Raw genomic sequence first — 21,279 nt, forward strand, 5'->3', positions numbered from 1 at the left:
CGTACGCCTTCGTCTGGAAGGCGACGGTAGCGCAGCCGGGCAGGGCGCGCCAGTCAGCTCAGGGCACCACCAGCGCGCTGCGGCCCATCAGCTGGCTGCGCTGGGAAACGAAGTCGTTGTAGGCCTCGTTGGCCTCACGGCCCAGCCCGCTGCCTAGGCTGGCGGTGGCCGAGGTGAAGGCCATCTGCGCGGCGAAGTCCTGCTTGCGCAAGGCCTTCTGTTCATCGGCGGTGGTGGCCTTCAGCCAGCGCGCATAGACCTCACGCAGCGGCGCGGCATGCGCCTCGAAAGCAGGCACCAGTGCCGGCAGGCTGGCCGGGGCCGGTTCCAGGCTGAACGCCGGGGGCACGTAGCCGGCCGGCTGCTCGCGCTTGAACGCGCCGGGCTCGCCCATGCCTTCTTCCACGTAAGCGATGAAGTCCGGCGCGGTGAACACCTTGGCCACGATCTGGCCGCCGCTGGCGTCGACGTGGGCCACCACCTTTTCCTTCGGGAAGGGCTCGCGCACGCCGTAGGTCCAGGTCTTGTCGATGAACAGTTCGTGGCTCTTCTCGAACGGGCCTTCAAAGTCGACGCCGCCCAGCTCGATGCCGGCCTTGCCGGTGCCGAAGTTCTTCAGCTTGCTCTCGTCGGTGACGTAGATCTCGCGGGCGACCACGTACTCGCTCAGGGTCGGGTTGATCAGTCCGCCGCGGCCATCGACGTAGACGATGAAGCGCACGTCGCCCAGTTTGTCGGTGTGCAGGCGGTGCTCACCGACGGCGAGCGAGATCGGGCGCGAACCCTGTGCGGCCACCGGCAGGTCCTTGCCATCGATGCTCAGCGCCAGCGGCGTGTCGGTCGGGTTGTCGATCTGGAACTCGATCTTCGACGGCGAGCAGGCGGCCAGGGCCAGAGCGGCGGCAATCGGGAACAGCAGGGTCTTCATCGGCAATCGTCCTTGATACTTGGAACGGGGAAACAGGGGGGGCAGGAAAACCAGGGAGCCAGCCTCAGCTGGCCCACGGTGGGCTGTAGCGCACTTTCAGCGTGCGCACGGCCGGGTCGGCGCGCAGCGCCTCCATCAGCTTGGAATCAATGCGAACCGCGCTTTGCCCGGACACATCAAGCATGCCGGCGATGCCACCCTGCGGACCCTTCAGCAGCAGGTCCAGGCGCAGTGGCGTGCGCCCCGGGCGATGGCGGTCGAGCAGGGCATCGATGCGCTCCCAGACCGGGCGCTGCTGGCGCAGGTCCAGGCGCAGCGACAGCCGCGTGGCGTAGTTGGCGCAGACCTCGTCGAAGTCCCAGCACTGGCGGATGCGCAGCGCGTAGCCGCCGTTGAACTCGTCCTCGCGCAGGCCGCCCTTGACCACCAGGATGCGGTCCTTGGTCATCAGGTGCCCGAACTCGGCCATCGCGTCGGAGAACGCGCTGCACTCGACGCGCCCGCGCCCATCTTCCAGCTGGATGAAGATCTGGCTCTCGCCCTTGCGACGCACACCGACCACCTGGCCGGCCAGCACGGTCTGTACTTCCGGGCGCCAGCGCTTCTCGCCGCCACCACCGCCACCGCTGTTGGCGCTCCAGATCTTCTCCACCGAACCCAGGTCGTTGCCTACCAGATCGCGCACATCGTCGCGCCAAGGATCGAACGGGTGGCCGCTGAGGTAGAAACCGAGCGTGTCGCGCTCGCCGTTGAGGCGCTGAAGCAGCGGCCATTCTTCGGCTTCGGGCAGGTCCAGCTGGATCGACACGGTGCTCGGGTCGGGCCCGCCAAACAGCGAGTTCTGCCCGGACGCACGCTCGCGCGCCATCTGATCAGTGGCCTTGATCACTTCCGGCAGCTGCAGCATCAGCGAGGCGCGGTTGCGGCCGAGCTCGTCCAGCGCACCACAGTTGATCATCGCTTCCAGCGTGCGCCGGTTGAGCTTGGCCGAGCCGACGCGGGTGCAGAAGTCGAGCAGGTCCTTGAACGGGCCGCCCTTCAGCCGCTCCTCGACCACCGCCTCGCAGGCACCCTGGCCGACGCCCTTGATCGCACCGAGGCCGTACTGGATGGTGTCCGGGGTGACCGCTTCGAACATGAAGGCCGATTGGTTCACCTTGGGCGGTAGCACGGTCAGGCCAAGGTTGCGCACCTCGTCGAGGAAGCCGACCACTTTGTCAGTGTTGTCCAGGTCGGACGACAGCGTGGCCGCCATGAACTCGGCCGGGTAGTGGCGCTTCAGCCACGCGGTCTGGTAGCTGACCAGCGCATAGGCGGCGGCGTGCGACTTGTTGAAGCCGTAGCCGGCGAACTTCTCCATCAGGTCGAAGATCGCATCGGCCTTGGCTTCGTCCACGCCGTCCTTGGCCGCACCTTCGCGGAAGATCTCGCGGTGCTTGGCCATTTCGGCCGGCACCTTCTTGCCCATCGCACGGCGCAGCAGGTCGGCGCCGCCCAGCGAGTAGCCGCCGACGATCTGCGCCATCTGCATCACCTGCTCCTGGTACACCATGATGCCGTAGGTGTCCTTCAGGATCGCTTCGGTGCGCGGATCGGGATAGATGATTTCTTCCTGCCCGTGCTTGCGCGCGTTGAACGAAGGAATCAGGTCCATCGGGCCAGGGCGGTACAGCGACACCAGCGCGATCAGGTCTTCGAAACGGTCGGGGCGCGCGTCCTTCAGCAGGCGGCGCATGCCCGAGGATTCGAACTGGAACACCGCGCCGGTGTTGCCGTTGGCGAAGATGTCCTTGTAGGTGGGCGTGTCGTCCAGCGGGATCGCGGCGATGTCCACCGGCGGAATGCCGGCGCGCTCGTGGCGCTTGTTGATCGCCTTCACCGCCCAGTCGATGATGGTCAGCGTGCGCAGGCCGAGGAAGTCGAACTTCACCAGGCCCACTTCTTCCACGTCGTTCTTGTCGAACTGGGTGACCGGGTTCTTGCCCAGCCCGTTCTCGTCGTGTTCGGCATACAGCGGGCAGAACTCGCTCAGCGGCTCGGGCCCGATCACCACGCCACCGGCATGCTTGCCGGCGTTGCGGGTCAGGTCTTCCAGCTGCAGCGCCAGGTCGATCAGGTCGCGGACATCGTCCTCGGTCTCGTAGCGCTGGATCAGTTCCGGCGAGGCCATTTCCGAGCTGGGGCCTTCCTTGCCCTTGCCCAGTGCATCCTTCAGGTGGATGCCCAGGATGTTCGGGATCAGCTTGGAAACGCCGTCGACCAGGCCGTACGGGAAGCCGAGCACGCGACCGGAGTCGCGCACCACCGCCTTGGCGGCCATGGTGCCGTAGGTGATGATCTGGCTGACGCGCTCGCGCCCGTACTTGCGTGCGACGTAGTCGATCACCTCGTCGCGGCGGTCCATGCAGAAGTCGATGTCGAAGTCGGGCATCGACACGCGTTCCGGGTTCAGGAAGCGCTCGAACAGCAGGTTGTACGGCAACGGGTCCAGATCGGTGATCTTCAGCGCCCACGCCACCAGCGAACCGGCACCGGAACCACGGCCCGGGCCGATCGGGATGCCCTGGTTCTTGCCCCACTGGATGAAGTCGGCCACGATCAGGAAGTAGCCCGGGAAGCCCATCTTGATGATGGTGTTGAGCTCGAACTCCAGGCGCTCGAAATACTCTTCGCGGGTCTTGCCCGGCGCCAGCGGATTCTTCTCCAGGCGCTCTTCCAGGCCGTCGCGCGACATCTTCTGGATCCAGGTGTCCAGGGTCTCGTCGTCGGGCACCGGGTAGTTGGGCAGGAAGTAGGTGCCCAGCCGCATCTCGATGTTGCAGCGCTCGGCCAGCGCCAGCGTGTTGTCGATCGCATCGGGGATGTCGGCGAACAGCGCGCACATCTCCTCGGCCGACTTCAGGTACTGCTGGTCGCTGTACTCGCGCGGGCGCTTGGGATCGTCCAGCACGCGGCCGGTGGAAATGCACACGCGCGCTTCGTGCGCGCTGAAATCGGTGGGCGACAGGAAGCGCACATCATTGCTGGCCACCACCGGCAGGCCACGCTGGCCGGCCGCCATCAGCGCGAACTGGTTGAAGGTTTCCTCGCCCTCGCGGCCGGTACGGGTAAGTTCCAGGTGCAGGCCGTCGCCGAACACGCGCTGCCAGTCGGCCAGCTGCTGCTCGGCCAGCTCATGCTTGCCGTCCAGCGCCAGGCGCCCGGCCAGGCTCTGCCGGCCGGCCAGCGCGAACAGGTTGGCGTTGCCGGCCTTCAGCCAGTCCGGATGGATGGCCACACCGCCTTCCGGGCGATGGCCTTCCATCCAGGCGCGGGTCAGCAGCCGCGACAGGCTCAGGTAGCCCTCGCGATCGCGGCACAGCAGGGTCATTCGCCACGGGTCCTGGCCTTCCTCGGCGATCAGCACGTCGGCACCGGCGATCGGCTTGATGCCCACGCCTTCGGCGGCCTTGTAGAACTTGACCAGCGCGAACAGGTTGTTGAGGTCGGTCACTGCCAGCGCGGGCAGGCCGAGCTCGACCGAGCGCGACAGCAGGTTGGCCTGCTTGGCCTTCTTCGGGTCCGCCTGGTCCGGTTTGGCCGGCACACGGATGGTGGAGTCCGCCAGCGAGAACTCGGTGTGGACGTGGAGATGTACGAAGCGGGAGTTGGACATGCCGGACCAGGTTGGAGCGCGCGGGCCCCGGGTGCTGACGGGGGAATCGTCGCCGGGGTCGGGAAGCGCTGGAGTGCCCGGTCAGGGTAACGAGGGCGGAGAGGCGCGACAAGCTCTTGACAGGCCCCGGAGGACGACCGGGTTCAGGCGTGCGGGAGCCCGTTTCCTGTAGAGCCGAGCCCACGCTCGGCTGCTGCGGAAAGCCGAGCATGGGCTCGGCTCTACAAGGTCAACCGAGGCACTCACGTACCGGGGCGAAGCTGCGCCGGTGCTCCATGCAGGGGCCGTGCTCGCGCAGGGCGGCCAGGTGGGCCGGGGTGCCATAGCCCTTGTGTTGCTCGAAGCCGTACTGCGGGTGGCGGGCGTGCACGTCCTGCATGTAGCGATCGCGCGAGACCTTGGCCAGGATCGATGCGGCCATGATCGCGCGGTCGATGCCATCGCCGCCGATCAGCGCCTGCGCCGGCAGTACCAGGCCCTTGGGCACCACGTTGCCGTCGATGCGCGCGAAGCCGGCCACGTGGGCGACCGCGGCGACGACATCGCGCATGCCCTGCAGGGTGGCCTGGTAGATGTTCAGGCGGTCGATGGTGTCCACGTCCACCAGCACCACGTGCCAGGCAAGGGCGCGCTCGATGATGCGGTCATGCAGCTGCTCGCGGCGCGCCGCGGTGAGCTGCTTGGAATCGTCCAGGCCGTTGATGCGTGGCCGTGCCGGGTCGAACACCACCGCCGCCACCGCCACCGGCCCGGCGAGCGGACCACGGCCGGCCTCATCGACGCCGGCAACCAGGCGTTCCGGCTCGATTACCGCGCTGCCATCGAACAGGGCCAGGCTGGCCGCTGCGGCGTGGCGGCGGCTCATGCCTGGGCCTGGTCGCGCATCAGCAGCTCGCCGACGGCGTCGGCGGCACGTGCCGAAGCATTGCGGCGCAGGCGCTCATGCAGGCGTGCATAGGTGTCCTGCAGGTCGGTTACCCGTTGTGGGTGGTCGAACCACTGCTGGATGGCCGCGGCCAGCTTGTCCGGCGTGCAGTCGTGCTGCATCAGTTCCGGTGCCAGGTCCTGCCCGGCCAGGATGTTGGGCAGGGCGAAGCGGTCGACCTTGATCAGGCCGAATGCCTTGACCAGACGGTAGGTCAGTTCGTTGACACGGTAGCCGACCACCATCGGCCGCTTCACCAGCATCGCCTCCAGGGTCGCGGTACCGGACGCCAGCACCACCACGTCGGCGGCGATCATGGCGTTGCGGGCCTGGCCGTCGAGCACATGCGAGTACGCGACCGGCAGCGCCGAGCGTGACAGCTGCTCTTCGATCAGGCGCTTGCAGGCGGGGTTGGCGGCAGGCACCACCACGTGCAGGCCCGGGATGCGTTCGGAGACCTGCCAGGCAGCCTCGAAGAAGGGTTCGCCGAGGCGCGAGATTTCGCCCAGGCGGCTGCCCGGCAGCACCGCCAGCACCTTGGCCGAAGTCGGCAGGCCAAGCGCGGCGCGCGCTTCCTCGCGGTTGCCCTGCAGCGGAATGTCGTCGGCCATCGGATGGCCGACGAAGCGCGCGTCGATGCCGTGCTTGGCATAGATGGGCGGCTCCATCGGGAACAGGCACAGCACCAGGTCGGCGCTGCTGCCGATCTTCTCGGCACGCTTCTCACGCCAGGCCCAGACCGAGGGGCTGACGTAATGCACGGTGCGCACGCCACGCTGCTTCAGCCAGCGCTCGATGCCCAGGTTGAAGTCGGGGGCGTCGATGCCGATGAACACGTCCGGCTGCCAGTCCAGCGCACGCTGGCGGAACGCCGAGCGCAGCTTCAGCAGGCGCGGCAGATGGCGCAGTACTTCGGTCAGGCCCATCACCGCCAGTTCGCTGGCATCGTGCCAGGTCTGGCAGCCGGCGCTGCGCATGGCGTCGCCACCGATGCCGGCGAATTCGGCATGCGGGAAGCGCGCTTTCAGTTCGCGAACCAGGCCCGCACCGAGCAGATCGCCGGAGGCCTCACCGGCGACCAGGGCGATCCGCAACGGGCGCTCGCTGAGCACCCGTTGCGCGGGGACGCTGCCGGTCATCGAGGCCAGCGGAATCACAGCGGCGCCGGCCGGCGCCTGGCCGGTCGTGCTGCTCATCGCAGCAAGGGCCTCTCGGCGTGCTCGATGAAGTCCAGCATGGCCTTCACGTCATCGCTGTCACGCGCCTGTTCGGTCAGCTGCACCTTGGCTTCGGCCAGCGGCAGGCCCGCCACGTACAGGGTGCGGTAGGCACGCTTGATGGCGGAAATGCGCTCGGCATCGAAACCGCGGCGCTTCAGGCCTTCGCTGTTGATGCCGCGCGGGCGGCCCAGCGAATCGGTGCCGACCATGGTGAACGGCGGAACGTCGCCATTGGTCAGCGCCCCCATGCCGAGGAAGGCATGCGCGCCGATCCGGCAGAACTGGTGGGCACCGGCGAAGCCGCTGATGATCACGTAGTCGCCCACGGTCACATGGCCGGCCAGGGTGGTGTTGTTGGAGAACACGCAGAAGTTGCCGACATGGCAGTCATGCGCCACGTGCGTGTAGGCCAGCATCCAGTTGTCGTCGCCGATGCTGGTGATGCCGCCGCCGCCGCCGGTGCCACGGTTCAGCGTGACGAACTCGCGGAACACGTTGCGGTCGCCGATCACCAGCTCGGTGCGCTCCCCTGCATACTTCTTGTCCTGCGGTTCGCCACCGACCGCTGCGTGGCCGATGAAGCGGTTGTCGCGGCCGATCTTCGTCGGGCCGTGGATGCTGCAATGGGGGCCGATCACCGTGCCGGCACCGATTTCCACATCGGCACCGATCAGGGTGAACGCGCCCACCTGGACGTCATCGGCCAGGCGCGCGGCCGGGTCGATGACGGCGGTCGGGTGGATCCGCGGTGCGTTGTCAGTCATTCCTGCCTCCAGTGGATCAGCCCTTGGCGCCGGCACACATGACTTCGGCCGAGGCAACGACTTCACCGTTGACCTTGGCTTCGCCGTAGTACCAGCCCATGTTGCGGATCAGGCGCTTCATCTGCACATCCAGCATCAGCACGTCGCCGGGCACGACCTGCTTGTTGAAGCGGGCGTTTTCCACCTTGACCATGTAGAACAGCTTGGACTGCGAGTCACGGCCGAGCGTGAGCTGGGTCATCACGCCACCGGCCTGCGCCAGCGCTTCGATGATCAGCACGCCAGGCATGATCGGGCGGCCCGGGAAGTGACCCTGGAAGAACGGCTCGTTGATGCTGACGTTCTTCTGCGCAAGGATGCGCTTGGCCTCGATGTCGAGCTCAAGCACCCGGTCCACCAGCAGGAACGGATAGCGGTGCGGGAGCAGTTCCTGGATCTGGCAGACGTCGATCGGAAGCTGCAGCGTGTCGTTCATTCTTTCTCCTTGCCAGCAGCCAGGACGCGGCGAGCCAATGCGTCCAGCTGCTTGAAGCGCGCGGCGTTCTTGCGCCACGTGCGGTTGTCGGTCAACGGGGTGCCGGACGAGTACTCGCCCGGCTCATGGATGGAATTGCGGACCACCGACTTGCCGGTGATCACGACCTTGTCGCAGATCTCGAGGTGGCCGACCACGCCGACGTGGCCGCCGAGCAGGCAGTAGCGGCCGATCCTGGCACTGCCGGCGATGCCGGTGCAGCCGGCGATGGCCGAGTGCGCGCCGATCTGCACGTTGTGCGCGATCTGCACCAGGTTGTCCAGGCGCACGTCTTCGTCCAGTACGGTGTCTTCCAGCGCGCCACGGTCGACGCAGGTGTTGGCGCCGATTTCGCAATCGTCGCCGATGCGCACGCCGCCGAGCTGCGGCACCTTGATCCACTTGCCGGCGTCCATGGCCAGGCCGAAGCCATCGGCGCCGAGTACGGCGCCGGGATGCACGCGAACGCGCTTGCCGAGCTTGACCCGGGTGACCAGGGTGACCCGCGCGATCAGCTCGCAGCCGTTGTCCAGGCTGCAGTCTTCGCCGATCACGCTGCCAGTGCCGATGATGCAGTTCTCACCGACCACGCTGCGCGCGCCGACGGAGACGAAGGGACCGATATGGGCGCTGGCGGCGACCTGGGCGCTGGGATCGATGACGGCGCTGGGATGGATGCCCGGCGGGCGCGTCGGTGCGATGTCGAACAGCGCGGCGATCTTGGCGAAGGTGGTGTACGGGTCCTTGGCCACGAGCGCGGCGCCGGGGGCGGCCTCGGCGTCGTCGGCACGCAGGACCACCAGCGAGGCCTGGCTGTCGGCCAGCTGGGCGCGGTAGCGTGGATTGGCGAGGAAGGTCAGCTGACCAGGACCGGCATGGGCGAGGGTAGCCACGCCATGGATGGCGGTGGCGGGGTCGCCATGGACCTGCAGGCCGAACTGCTCGGCGAGTTGCTGGGCGGTGTAGGTGGGAGTATTCACGGCGGGAGTTTAACGTGTGACGCCATTGCGGTCATGCGGGGTGCGATTGTGCGGCCAACGGCGAGGCCTCTCGTGGCCGGCAGAGCCAGGTTCATGGGCCGGGTCGGACGGGGCGGAGCCGCGGGGGACGGCGCAAGTACGTCCCTGTAGCCTTGATCGCCGCATCCATGCGGCTCACACCCCCGCAGCCCCGCCCCGTCCGGCCTTCGACGGTCTGGCGCGAGTGCCAGCCACGGAAAAACAGAAAAGATCAAAAGCGGGGCGCGCGCTTCCCGCATCTGGACTAAACGAAAACGCCGGGCAGAGCCCGGCGCTTCGCGCCCCGTCTGGTGGAGAGCCCCCCTTCTGTTAAGGGGGGCGCGCCAGCGGCGCGGGGGATAGGTGAAATGCGCGGGCAATTCACCGGAGGTGGATCAGTTCTGGGGAACAACGTTCCTCAGAACTGGCCACCAAACGTGAATTGCAGCCGTTCGATCTTGTCATCGTCTTTCTTCTTCAGCGGGAAGGCGTAGCTGATCGAGATCGGGCCGACCGGGGCGCGCCACAGCAGGGCCACACCGGTGGACACGCGCAGTTCGTTGGCCTTGAAGTTGTCCACGCCGTTGTAAACGTTGCCGAAGTCGACGAAGGCTGACACACGTGCCGACGGGCTGTCGAACAGGCGCGGGAAGTAGGCTTCGACCGAACCAACGGTCTTCAGCGAACCACCCAGCGGCTGGCCTTCCGGATAGCCATTGGTGACTTCGCGCGGGCCGAGGGTGTTGTCTTCGAAGCCACGCACCGAGTTGGTACCGCCGGCGTAGAAGTTCTCGAAGAACGGCAGGCCGCTGGCGGTCACCGTACGGGTGGTGCCGTCCGGGTTGGTCAGCGTGCGGGTGTAGTCGTTGCCATAGGCATCGCCGTAGCCCACTTCGGCACGGGTGTTGATCACCAGCGACGGCATGATCGGCCAGTACTTGCTGATCTGGTAGTTCAGCTTGTAGTACTCGATGGTCGAACCCGGCAGCGTGGTTTCCAGGCCGATGCGCTGGTAGGTACCGCGGGTCGGCATGAAGTAGTCGTTGCGCGAGTCACGCGCCCAGCCCAGCTCGGTGCGCCAGGCATGGAACGTGCGCTTACCGACGGCGTTGATGTAGTCGATGATCGACTGCGGGGTCGAGCCCTGGTAGGTGGTGATCTGGTTGCTGTCGATGCCGAACATCAGCGAGACGGTATCGGTCTCGGTGATCGGCACGCCGAACACCACCTGCGCCGAACCATTGGTGCTGTTGTACTGCGCGGTGTTGAAGTCGGAGTAGTCCAGCTCGCGCCAGGACAGGTTGTAGCCCAGCGACACGCCGTCATCGGTGAAGTACGGGTTGGTGTAGCTGAAGCCGTAGCGCTGCAGGTAGCTGCTGCGCGAGGCTTCGACCGACACGCGGTTGCCGCCGCCGAGGAAGTTGTTCTGCGACAGCTGCACCGACGTGGTCATGCCGTAGGACTGCGAGTAGCCCAGGCCGAACACGAAGCTGCCGGACGTGGTTTCCTTGACGTTGTAGACGACGTCAACCTGGTCGTTGCTGCCGCTGACGGCCGGGGTTTCCACGTCCACCGACTCGAAGTAGCCCAGGCGCTGCAGGCGGATCTTGGAACGGTCGATCGCGGCCTGCGAGTACCAGCTGTTCTCGAACTGGCGCATTTCGCGACGCATCACTTCGTCGGAGGTGCGGGTGTTGCCACGGAACAGGATGCGACGCACCGACACGCGAGGGCCGGGCACGACCTGCATGTTGATCGCCACGGTCTGCTCGGGGCGGTTGGTGGTCGGGATCGGGTTCACCTTGGCGAACGCATAGCCGATGTTGGACAGCGAGTTGGTGATGGTGTCCGAGCTGAATTCCAGCAGCGCACGCGAGAACGTGTCGCCGGACTTCTGGATCACCATGCGCTCGACGTCCTCCTGCGGGAGGATCGTGTCGCCGCTGACCTTGATCTCGGAGATCTTGTACTGCGCACCTTCGGTCACGCCGGCGGTGAGGAACATGTCGCGCTTGTCGGGGCTGATCGACACCTGGGTCGAATCAATGCTGAAGTCGACATAGCCGCGGTCGAGGTACCAGGAATTGAGCTTTTCCAGGTCGCCGGACAGCTTTTCCTTGGAGTACTGGTCGTCACGGCGGTACCACGACGCCCAATTGTGCTCCTTGGACTCCCAGGTCTCCAGGATGTCCTTGCTCTCGAACTTCTCGGTGCCGACCAGGTTGACGTGACGGATCTTGGCCGCCTTGCCTTCCTTGATCGCGATCGCGATGTCCACGCGGTTGCGGTCCAGCGGGCTCACCGTCGGGGTGATCTCGACGTTGTACTTGCCGCGGTCGTTGTACTGGCGGCGCAGTTCCTGGGTCACGCGGTCCAGGCTCAGGCGATCGAAGGTGCCGCCCTCGGTCAGGCCGATGTCGGACAGGCCCTTGAGCAGCTGCTCGGACTTGATGTCCTTGTTGCCGGTCACGGTCAGCTTGTTGATCGCCGGGCGTTCCTTGACGGTCACCACCAGGATGCTGCCCTGGCGGTCCAGCTGCACGTCTTCGAAGAAGCCGGTCTTGTACAGGGCGCGGATGGTCTCGCCGACCTTGTTGTCGGTGACCGTCTCGCCACGCTCCACCGGCAGGTAGGTGAATACCGTGCCCGAGCTGATGCGCTGCAGGCCATCCACGCGGATGTCGCTGACAGTGAAGGGCTCGGCTGCCTGGGCCAGGGCGGGAGCGCCGGTGACGGCGGCGAGGGCGAGGGCCAGCAGGCGGCGATTGGGGAGTCGCGTCATGTCACGTCCGGTAGGAAGGTCGATTTCGTTGGTGCGGGATGCCGACGCTGTAGACGGCAACAACATGGAAAAGTTCATCGCGGGACCAGGCCGAGGATGTCGTTGTAGAACGCCAACCCCATCAACCCGGCCAGCAACGCCAGGCCGATGTACTGGCCGGCGGCGATGGCACGCTCGCTCAGCGGGCTGCCCTTGACCAACTCGATAAGGTAATACAGCAGGTGGCCGCCGTCCAAGATCGGGATCGGCAACAGGTTGATGATGCACAGGCTGAGTGACAGCAGGGCAAGGAACTGCAGGAACCAGTCCAGGCCGCGTTTGGCTGAAACATTGGCCACGCGGGCGATGGTCACTGGCCCGGAAACGTTCTGCAGCGAGGCTTTGCCGGTGACGATGCGGCCCATCATGCCCAGCGAATCGGCCGCCAGGCGGCCTGTTTCGCGCACGGCCACGGTGACCGCGTCGAGCGGGCCATAGCGCAGCAGGGTGTCATAGGGCGGGCTGAACGAGGTCGGGAACTGCACGCCGATCTGCCAGATCGGCTCGCCCCTGGAATCCTTGCCCTGGCGCGGGGTGACTTCCAGCGCCAGGCGTTCGCCGCCCCGCAGGACCTCGATCATGCCCGGGCCGCCAGCGCGGCCCAGCGTCTGGATCTCGCCGATGACCTGGTCGGCACCGTCGATGCGCTGGCCGTCGATCGCCACGATCAGATCGCCCGGCTGCAGCTGCCCGGCCACCACGGAGTCCGCGGTGAGCGAATCGACCCGTGCCGGTTGCAGCCACGACTGCCAGTAAAGGCCAGCCAGGATCGGCACGCGTCGTTCATCGAAACCGGGGGGCAGCTGCGACAGCGGCAGGGTGCGCACGCGCACCTGATCGGCCGGGTCCAGCACTTCCAGCGTCACGTCGCGGCGGTCCATCGCTGCGGCGGTCAGCGCCATGCTGGCCTCGCCGAGGGTGATCACCGGGCGCTCGTCCACGCGCAGCACGCGGTCGCCGCTGGTCAGGCCGGCGCTGGCGGCGATGCCGCTGACACGGCCGATGGTCGGCGAATAATCCTGCTTGCCGATCACGAACATCGCCCACAGCAGCAGGATGCACAGCAGCAGGTTGGCGATCGGTCCGGCGGCGACGATGGCGATGCGCTGCCAGACGGTCTTGTGGTTGAAGGCCTGGCCGCGCTCGTGCGGGTGGACTTCGACTTCGCGTTCGTCGAGGAATTTCACATAACCGCCCAGCGGGATGGCGGCGATGGCGAACTCGGTACCGTGCTTGTCCCGGCGCGACCACAGCGGCCGGCCGAAGCCGACCGAGAAGCGCAGGATCTTGACCCCGCACAGGCGCCCGACCCAGTAATGCCCGAACTCGTGGAACGTGACCAGCAGCCCGAGGCTGACGATCATCCACCAGACCGATCCGATGAAGTCAGTCATGCAGGCTCACAGTGGCGGGCAGGGGCGGCGTCGTCATGCGTGTGCGAGGCGGTCGTTCAGGCGGCGTCGATGGCGTTCAGGGTGAGCTGGCGTGCCCGCTGGTCGGCGGACAACAGGACCTCCAGTGTATCGGCTGGCTGGGTCGGCAGTGTTGAAAGAGCGTTAGCAACCAGTTCCGGGATGGTCAGGAAACCGATCCGGCCCTGAAGAAACGCTGAAACGGCCTCTTCATTGGCAGCGTTCAGCACCGCCGGCGCGGTGCCACCGGCCTGCATCGCCTGCCAGGCGAGGGCCAGGCAGGGGAAGGCGTCGGTGTCGGGGGCCTCGAAATCCAGCCGGCCCTGGGCCAGCAGGTCCAGCCCCGCCACGCCCGATTCGATGCGTTGTGGCCAGCCCAGGCCAACGGCCAGGGTGGTGCGCATGTCCGGCAGGCCCATCTGCGCCAGGGTCGAACCGTCCACGAACTCGACCAGCGAGTGGACCAGGCTCTGCGGATGCACCAGCACGTCGATGCGCTCACCGGGGATGCCGAACAGGTGGTGGGCCTCGATCACTTCCAGGCCCTTGTTCATCAACGTCGCCGAATCGACCGAGATCTTCGGGCCCATCGACCATTTCGGGTGGGCCACGGCCTGGGCCGGGGTGACTTGGGCCAGCGCGGCCCGGCTGCGGCCGCGGAACGGGCCACCGGAGGCGGTCAGCAGGATGCGGCGCACACCGGCACCGTCAATGCTGGCGTCGCGCGAGCGCAGGCACTGGAAGATCGCGCTGTGTTCGCTGTCGATCGGGATGATTTCGGCGCCGGCACGTTCGGCAGTGCGGGTCAGCAGCTCACCGGCCAGCACCAGCGATTCCTTGTTGGCCAGCAGGATGCGCTTGCCCGCGGCGGCCGCGGCCAGGGTGGAAGACAGCCCGGCCGCACCGACGATGGCGGCGACCACGGTGTCGCAGGCATCACTGGCGGCCAGCTGGTCCAGCGCGGCATGGCCGGCATGCGCCTCGGTGGCGAGTCCGGCATCGCGCAGGCCGTCGCGCAGCTCGGCGAACAGTGATGCGTCGGCGATCACCGCGTGCGCGGGCTTGTGCTGGCGGCACAGCGCCAGCAGCGCCTGCACCTGGCGGCCGGCGGCCAGCACGGTGGCCTGATAGCGCTGCGGGTGGCGGGCGATCACGTCCAGCGTGGAGGCACCGATCGAGCCGGTGGCGCCGAACACGGCGACCCGGCGCAGGTCTGCGACAGCATTCATGGTCAGAACCCGAAGATTTCCTTGCCGAGTGCGAACACCGGCACCGCAGCCAGGACGCCGTCGACACGGTCGAGCACGCCGCCATGGCCCGGAATCAGGTGGCCCGAGTCCTTGGCGCCGGCGTGACGCTTGATCAGGCTTTCAAACAGATCACCCAGTACCGAGGCGAACACGGCCACCACCGAGGTGATCAGCAGGCCCGGCAGATGTGCGGTATCGATGCCGGCCAGCCAGCCCAGGCCGACGGCCACGGCGACACCGGCCAGCAGGCCGCCGAACAGGCCTTCCCATGTCTTGTTGGGGCTGATGCGCGGGGCCAGCTTGTGCTTGCCGAAGTGACGGCCGGCGAAATAGGCGCCCGAATCGGCCGCCCAGACCAGTGCCAGGGCAGCCAGCAGCCACAGGTGGCCCTGCTTGCCCGGCGGATCGCCGCCAGCATGGATCAGCACCAGCGCGGCCCAGGCCGGAACGATGGCCAGCGTTCCGGCCAGCATCTTCACGATGCGCGAGGGTGCCGACGGTTGCGCGCCGAAATTGAAGAAGCGAAGCCAGACCAGCGCCGCCAACCACCAGGCGACGCCGGCCAGGGTGGTTATCTGGAACAGCACCAGCGTGCTGCCATCGGCCCAGACCAGCAGCACCATCAGCAGCAGGTTCAGCACCAGCAGCACGGTGCGCGCGAGGGTGTCTTCGATGCCGGCCAGCTTCAGCCACTCCCACAGGCCGATCAGCAGCACCGCAGCCGCCGCCGCTGCCAACCATTGGGTCGGCAGCAGCAGGATCGCGGCAATGGCGACCGGCGCCATGATCAGCGCGGCAAGGACTCGGGTCTTGGTCATGGGCTGGAAGTCTCGGTGGCCAGTGCGGCGATCTGGGCGCTGGTCAGGCCGAAACGACGCTCACGGCTGCCATAGGCGTCCAGCGCCTGCTGCAGCAGAGCGGGATCGAAGTCCGGCCACAGCGCCTCGGTGAACCACAGCTCGGTGTACGCCAGCTGCCACAGCAGGAAGTTGCTGATGCGGGTGTCGCCACCGGTGCGGATGAACAGGTCCGGTGGCGGCAGGTCGGCCAGGGCGACCTGGCTGCCCAGCAGCGATTCGTCGATCTGTTCGGGCAGCAGGCGGCCGGCGGCGACCTCGGCGGCCAGTGCGCGCGCGGCACGGGTGATGTCCTGGCGGCCACCGTAGCTGGCGGCGATCGACAGGGTCAGGGTGGTGTTGTCCGCGGTGCGCTGCTCGGCCAGCTGCATGCGGCTGACCAGCCCGGCGCCGAAGCGTTCGCGCTCGCCGATGAAGCGCACGCGCACGCCACGCCGATGCAACTCGTCCACTTCGCGGTCGAGCGCACCGAGGAACAGCTTCATCAACGCATCGACTTCTTCCTGCGGCCGGCCCCAGTTTTCGCTGGAGAACGCGAACAGGGTCAGCGCCGGAATACCCAGCTCAAGGCAGCGCTCGATGGTACGGTTGACCGCACGCGCGCCGGCCCGGTGGCCGATCACGCGCGGACGACGGCGCTGCTGTGCCCAGCGCCCATTGCCATCCATGATGATGGCAATGTGGCGGGGCAGGGCGGCCGGCAATGGAGGTGGGACTGAAGGCATCGACTTCAGACCGACAGCAGTTCTTTTTCCTTGTCGGCAACGACCTTGTCGACGTCCTTGATGTGGGTGTCGGTCAACTTCTGGATGTCGTCTTCACCGCGCTTCTTCTCGTCTTCGCTGATCGCCTTGTCCTTGACCAGCTTGGCGATTTCCTTGTTCGCGTCCTGACGGATGTTGCGGATCGCGATCTTGGCGCCTTCCCCTTCCTTCTGCACCTGCTTGACCAGCTCCTTGCGGCGCTCTTCGGTCGGCGGCGGCATGTTGATGCGGATCGCGGTGCCCAGCGTGTTCGGGGTGAACTCGGCGTTGTAGAGACCCTTTTCGATCTCCTTGATCATGCTCTTGTCGAACGGCGTGACGAGCAGCGAGTGGGCGTCGGCGTTGGAGATCGATGCGACCTGGTTCAGCGGGGTGCTGGCGTTGCCATAGGCGCTGACCGTGACGCGGTCCAGCAGGGCCGGGGTGGCGCGGCCGGTGCGGATCGAGGTGAGGGTGTGCTTCAGAGCGTCGATGCTCTTGGCCATGCGCGTCTGCGCGTTGTTCTTGATGTCGTTGAGCATCGCCCGGTCCTGGGTGTAACTGGAATCGGGCGATTATAGGCGAATACGGGACGCTGCCGGGCCTGAATCGGCCCGGAGCTCGCCTGGCACTCAGGCTCAGGCCGGGTCGCGGCCCTGGACCAGGGTGCCGATGTTCTCGCCGCTGAGGATCTTCAGCAGCTCGCCCGGCTGGCCCATGTCGAACACGCGCATCGGCAGGTCGCTGTCGCGGGCCAGTGCGAAGGCGGCGGTATCCATCACTTCCAGGCCACGGCGGATCACTTCGTCGTAGCTCAGGCTGTCGAAGCGGACCGCGTCGCTATGCTTGTTCGGGTCCTTGTCGTACACGCCGTCAACCTTGGTCGCCTTCAGCAGCAGGTCGGCGCCGATCTCGATCGCGCGCAGGGCGGCACCGGAGTCGGTGGTGAAGAACGGGCTGCCGACGCCGGCGGCGAAGATCACCAGGCGGCCCTTTTCCAGGTGGCGGATGGCGCGGCGCCGGATGTAGTCCTCGCACACGTCGTTGATCTTGATCGCGCTCATCACCCGGGCCTTGGCGCCCAGCTTTTCCAAGGCGTCCTGCATGGCCAGAGCGTTGATGACCGTGGCCAGCATGCCCATCTGGTCGCCGGTGACCCGGTCCATGCCGCCAGCGGCCAGGCCGGCGCCGCGGAAGATGTTGCCGCCGCCGATCACCAGCGCAACTTCGGCGCCTGCCTGCTGGGCTTCGATGACCTCACGGGCCAGGCGGTTGATGATCTTCGGGTCGATGCCGTAGTCCTCATCTCCCATCAGCGCCTCCCCGGATAGTTTCAGAAGGATGCGGCGATAGGCGAGCTTGGACATAGGGACCTCGGGTGCGTGGAAATCGCGGGCGATTCTACGCGCATGCGGCGTCGGGCCAAAGTGTTTTGTGCACTGCGGCGCAAAATCCTGCCATCCGCCCCGGTCAAGCGGGGCGTCCCGTTCAGCCCAGCTCGGCGCCGGCGGTGGCTGAAAGCTTGTCGTGGCCGAGGGCGCCTGGGGAGCGGGCGATCACCCGGTTGCGGCCCAGGTTCTTCGATCGGTACAGCACATCGTCGGCGGCACGCAGCAGGTCCTGCACGTCGGCAAAGCGCTCGTAGCCGCCCTGGGTGGCCACGCCGGCGGAGAAGGTGACGAACAACGGACCTCCCTCCAGCTCGGCCATCGGCGTGGCGACGATGTTGGCCAGTACCCGGCGGATCACGTCCAGGGCCACGCTTTCGCTGGTATTGGGCAGCAGCGCGACGAATTCCTCGCCGCCGAAGCGGGCCACGGTGTCGCTGTTGCGCAGCTGGCCCTGCAGCTTGCCGGCAAAGGCGCGCAGCACCTCGTCGCCGGTCAGGTGGCCGTGGGCATCGTTGATCTTCTTGAAGTCGTCCAGGTCGATGAAGGCCACCGACAGCGGCCAGCCCTGGCGCCCGGCGCGCAGGAACTCCTGCTCCAGCACCGCCTCCAGCTGGCGGCGGTTGAGCACGCCGGTCAGGGCGTCGCGGTGGGCCTGGTCGGCCAGGCGCTTGGCCCGCGCCTCGAATTCGTCGGCGCGGCGGCGCGCCTGGTCGGCATCCTGCAGCTCGCGCAGGTTGCGCAGGGTGGCCAGTTCCTGCGCGTGGTCGATCAGCTCACGGACCCGCGAGGGCGAGTTCAGCCCGGCCTCGAACAGGCTGGCGATGTCCGGCAGGGCCTCGCTGATGCGGGTCAGCACCTGGTCGAAACGGGCGCTGTCGAGTTCCAGCCGGTCATGTACCTGGTGCAGGGCGCGCTCGCGGGCGGCATCGGCATCTTCGTCCAGCCAGATGTCGGCGACAGCGCCGGACAGCTGCACGCAGGCCTGGAACGGCGAATCGGCAGCGTCGTCGTCCTCGCTGTGGCTGATGCTCTCCACCAGATAGCGCGGCAGGCCCCATTGCTCGGCCACCCAGGCGCCGACATCGGCGTGGCTGCAGCCGAGCGCGTCGCGCTCGCGGGCAACCAGGTCCGTGTTGTCACGGGCTTCGCGCAGCAGCGGCAGGTAGCGCTCCGATTCGGCCTGGGCCAGGCACAGCACGCCCAGGTCCTGCAGCAGCCCGGCCAGCATCAGTTCCTCCAGGCGGCGCAGGCCACGGGCCTGGCCCAGCTGGCTGGCGGCCAGTGCGCTGAGAATGCTGCGCTTCCACGCGCGCTGGCGCAGGTCGTGGTCGGCACCGGCGCCGCCGGTCAGGCCCTGGGTGACGGTGAAGCCCAGGGCAAGGCTGATCGTGGCATTCAGGCCGAGCATGGTCAGTGCCTGGCCGAGGTTCTCGATGCGGCGACGACTGGCGTACAGCGGCGAATTGGCGATGCGCAGCATGCGAGCGCTCAGCGCCATGTCGATGGCGATGATGTCGGCGGCGGTGGCGATGTCCGCTTCCGGGTCCTGTGCCAGTTCGATGATGCGCAGGGCAATACCGGGTGGCGAAGGCAGGTTGCGGCAGAGCACCAGGGCAGCTGTCAGCTCGGGAGGCATGTCGGGTCGTTCAATTCCATTGGGACAAGAATACCTAGGAATGCATCACAGTCCGCGATTTTCGTTCCTGCTATGTGACTGTGGATTCCCTGCGCCGAGTATCGGCTTGATTCGCGCGCAACGCAAAGGTGCCGGTGTGCGCGGCGTCGGTGTGCGCAACAACAGTTGGAGCATGAGCCTCCCATTGTCCCGGGCATAAAAAAAGAGCCGCGGTTTCCCGCGGCTCCCTCTGGTCGCTTCGCAGCCGGAAGGCTGGAATCAGACCTGCATCGCCTTGGCAACTTCCGCGGCGTAGTCTTCCACGACCTTCTCGATGCCTTCGCCGACGATCAGCAGCTTGAAGCCAGCCACGTCGGCGCCAGCGGCCTTGACCACCTGCTCGACGGTGGTGTCGCCCAGCACGTAGGTCTGGCCGTACAGGGTCACGTCGCTGACGATCTTGTTGATCTTGCCGCTGATGATCTTTTCCAGGATCTCGGCCGGCTTGGCCTTGTCCTTTTCGGACATCTTGGCCAGCTCGATTTCCTTTTCCTTTTCGACGAAGTCGGCCGGAACGTCCGACGCCTTGTTGTGCGGCGGCTTCAGGGCAGCCACGTGCATCGCCAGGCCACGGGCCAGCTCGACGTCGCCGCCGATCAGGTCGACCAGTACGCCAACCTTGCCGTTGGTGTGGACGTAGGCACCGATGTTGCCGGTGGTGTCGACCTTGACCATGCGGCGGATCTGGATGTTCTCACCCAGGGTCTGCACGGCGGTGGCGCGGGCTTCTTCAACGGTGCGGCCATCGGCCAGCTTGGCAGCCTTCACGGCTTCGACGTCGGTGGCGCCCGATGCCAGGGCGGCAGCGGCGACGGCATTGACGAAGGACTTGAAGTTGTCATCGTTGGCGACGAAGTCGGTTTCCGAGTTGACTTCGACCAGCACGGCCTTGCCGCCATCCTGGGCCAGGCCCAGGCGGCCTTCGGCGGCCACGCGGTCAGCCTTCTTGTCGGCCTTGGCGGCGCCGGACTTGCGCATGGCTTCAGCAGCAGCGTCGATGTCGCCGTTGGCTTCGGTGAGAGCCTTCTTGCATTCCATCATGCCGGCGCCGGTGCGCTCGCGCAGTTCCTTGACCAGGGAAGCAGTGATTTCCACGGGATTACCTCACGAAAGAAAGGGGTTGGGCCGGCATGGTGGCCGGCCCGTGTGACACGGTCCTGTCACGCGCCAAAGGCTGCGTGCAGGGAGGGTGGATGCCGGGCGTCCACCCCGGGGCCTGGATCAGGCCTGGGCGTCGTCGCCCTTCTTGGCAGCCTTCTTGGCCGGAGCGCGGCGGGCCGGCTTCTCTTCGCCTTCAGCAGCGGCTTCAGCGAACTCTTCCTCACGCACCGAAGCAGCGTGCGGAGCAGCAGCCTTGCCTTCCAGCACGGCGTCGGCAGCGGCGCGGGCGTACAGCTGCACAGCGCGGATGGCGTCGTCGTTGCCCGGGATGGCGTAGTCCACCAGTTCCGGGTTGTAGTTGGTGTCGACCACGGCGATGACCGGGATGCCCAGCTTCTTGGCTTCCTTGATCGCGATGTCTTCGTGGCCGATGTCGATCACGAAGATGGCGTCCGGCAGACGGTTCATGTCCTTGATGCCGCCCAGCGAGGCTTCCAGCTTGTCGCGCTCGCGACGCAGGCCCAGCACTTCGTGCTTGACCAGCTTCTCGAAGGTGCCGTCGGTTTCACCGGCTTCCAGTTCCTTCAGGCGGGCAACCGACTGCTTGACGGTACGGAAGTTGGTCAGGGTGCCGCCCAGCCAACGCTGGTTCATGAACGGCATGCCGCAACGCTCGGCTTCTTCCTTGATGGTTTCGCGGGCGCTGCGCTTGGTGCCCAGGAACAGGACGGTGCCGCGCTTCTGGGCAACCGACGAGATGAAGTTCATCGCGTCGTTGAACAGCGGGACGGTCTTTTCCAGGTTGATGATGTGGATCTTGCCGCGGGCGCCGAAGATGTACGGAGCCATCTTCGGGTTCCAGTAGCGGGTCTGGTGGCCGAAGTGGACGCCGGCTTCCAGCATCTGACGCATGGTGACCTGGGGCATTGCAATACTCCTGATATGGAACCAGCGATTCCGCCCGCGGGGATAGGTATGCGGGACGCGTGGAAGCGCGATCGGTTCCGGGGTTGGGCTTCCCTGTT

Annotated in this window: 17 protein-coding genes; all 17 read right to left on the bottom strand. The window is 66.7% G+C overall.

The window, feature by feature from the left end:
* Positions 1-58: 58 nt before the first annotated feature.
* On the bottom strand, positions 59-928 hold the full coding sequence (locus AC5P8D_RS08640; protein ID WP_235651049.1) for a hypothetical protein: 870 nt from the start codon (positions 926-928) through the stop codon (positions 59-61).
* Positions 929-992: 64 nt separating this feature from the next.
* On the bottom strand, positions 993-4,583 hold the full coding sequence (gene dnaE / locus AC5P8D_RS08645; protein WP_049455668.1) for a DNA polymerase III subunit alpha: 3,591 nt from the start codon (positions 4,581-4,583) through the stop codon (positions 993-995).
* Between the two features lie 229 nt (positions 4,584-4,812).
* Positions 4,813-5,448, bottom strand: a complete 636-nt coding sequence (gene rnhB, locus AC5P8D_RS08650; protein WP_043396472.1) for a ribonuclease HII — start codon at positions 5,446-5,448, stop codon at positions 4,813-4,815.
* Positions 5,445-6,704, bottom strand: coding sequence for a lipid-A-disaccharide synthase (gene lpxB, locus AC5P8D_RS08655; RefSeq protein ID WP_049482825.1), 1,260 nt, complete (start codon positions 6,702-6,704; stop codon positions 5,445-5,447). The genes rnhB and lpxB overlap by 4 nt, the downstream gene beginning before the upstream one ends.
* Positions 6,701-7,492, bottom strand: a complete 792-nt coding sequence (lpxA, locus tag AC5P8D_RS08660) for an acyl-ACP--UDP-N-acetylglucosamine O-acyltransferase (protein WP_010486342.1) — start codon at positions 7,490-7,492, stop codon at positions 6,701-6,703. The genes lpxB and lpxA overlap by 4 nt, the downstream gene beginning before the upstream one ends.
* A 16-nt stretch (positions 7,493-7,508) precedes the next feature.
* Positions 7,509-7,967, bottom strand: coding sequence for a 3-hydroxyacyl-ACP dehydratase FabZ (fabZ, locus tag AC5P8D_RS08665; protein WP_008265823.1), 459 nt, complete (start codon positions 7,965-7,967; stop codon positions 7,509-7,511).
* Positions 7,964-8,986 (bottom strand): UDP-3-O-(3-hydroxymyristoyl)glucosamine N-acyltransferase, encoded by a 1,023-nt coding sequence (lpxD, locus tag AC5P8D_RS08670; RefSeq protein ID WP_049455670.1) that lies wholly within the window; start codon positions 8,984-8,986, stop codon positions 7,964-7,966. Before lpxD ends, fabZ begins: the two co-directional genes overlap by 4 nt.
* Positions 8,987-9,422: 436 nt before the next feature.
* Positions 9,423-11,786, bottom strand: coding sequence for an outer membrane protein assembly factor BamA (gene bamA, locus AC5P8D_RS08675; RefSeq protein WP_010486337.1), 2,364 nt, complete (start codon positions 11,784-11,786; stop codon positions 9,423-9,425).
* A 74-nt stretch (positions 11,787-11,860) separates the two neighbouring features.
* Positions 11,861-13,219 (bottom strand): RIP metalloprotease RseP, encoded by a 1,359-nt coding sequence (gene rseP / locus AC5P8D_RS08680; protein WP_331601061.1) that lies wholly within the window; start codon positions 13,217-13,219, stop codon positions 11,861-11,863.
* Positions 13,220-13,275: 56 nt separating this feature from the next.
* The gene (locus AC5P8D_RS08685; RefSeq protein WP_010486332.1) at positions 13,276-14,466 is read right to left on the bottom strand and encodes a 1-deoxy-D-xylulose-5-phosphate reductoisomerase; all 1,191 of its coding nucleotides are present in this window, start codon (positions 14,464-14,466) and stop codon (positions 13,276-13,278) included.
* Positions 14,467-14,468: 2 nt separating this feature from the next.
* Entirely contained in the window at positions 14,469-15,305 is an 837-nt protein-coding gene (locus AC5P8D_RS08690) for a phosphatidate cytidylyltransferase (RefSeq protein ID WP_010486331.1), read from the bottom strand.
* Positions 15,302-16,069 carry a polyprenyl diphosphate synthase gene (uppS, locus tag AC5P8D_RS08695; protein WP_029380082.1) on the bottom strand — a complete coding sequence of 256 codons (768 nt, stop codon included), beginning with the start codon at positions 16,067-16,069 and terminating at the stop codon, positions 15,302-15,304. The genes AC5P8D_RS08690 and uppS overlap by 4 nt, the downstream gene beginning before the upstream one ends.
* Before the next feature lie 5 nt (positions 16,070-16,074).
* Positions 16,075-16,629: a ribosome recycling factor gene (frr, locus tag AC5P8D_RS08700; protein WP_010486327.1), complete on the bottom strand. Its 555-nt coding sequence runs from the start codon at positions 16,627-16,629 to the stop codon at positions 16,075-16,077.
* A gap of 96 nt (positions 16,630-16,725) precedes the next feature.
* Entirely contained in the window at positions 16,726-17,454 is a 729-nt protein-coding gene (gene pyrH / locus AC5P8D_RS08705; RefSeq protein ID WP_010486325.1) for a UMP kinase, read from the bottom strand.
* Positions 17,455-17,575: 121 nt separating this feature from the next.
* Positions 17,576-19,114: an HDOD domain-containing protein gene (locus AC5P8D_RS08710; RefSeq protein WP_495203242.1), complete on the bottom strand. Its 1,539-nt coding sequence runs from the start codon at positions 19,112-19,114 to the stop codon at positions 17,576-17,578.
* 258 nt (positions 19,115-19,372) lie between these two features.
* Positions 19,373-20,248, bottom strand: a complete 876-nt coding sequence (tsf, locus tag AC5P8D_RS08715; protein ID WP_010486320.1) for a translation elongation factor Ts — start codon at positions 20,246-20,248, stop codon at positions 19,373-19,375.
* 126 nt (positions 20,249-20,374) lie between these two features.
* Positions 20,375-21,181 (bottom strand): 30S ribosomal protein S2, encoded by an 807-nt coding sequence (rpsB, locus tag AC5P8D_RS08720; protein WP_005408748.1) that lies wholly within the window; start codon positions 21,179-21,181, stop codon positions 20,375-20,377.
* Positions 21,182-21,279: the final 98 nt, after the last annotated feature.

The organism is Stenotrophomonas sp. YJH_SMC_101-4 (assembly GCF_059370395.1).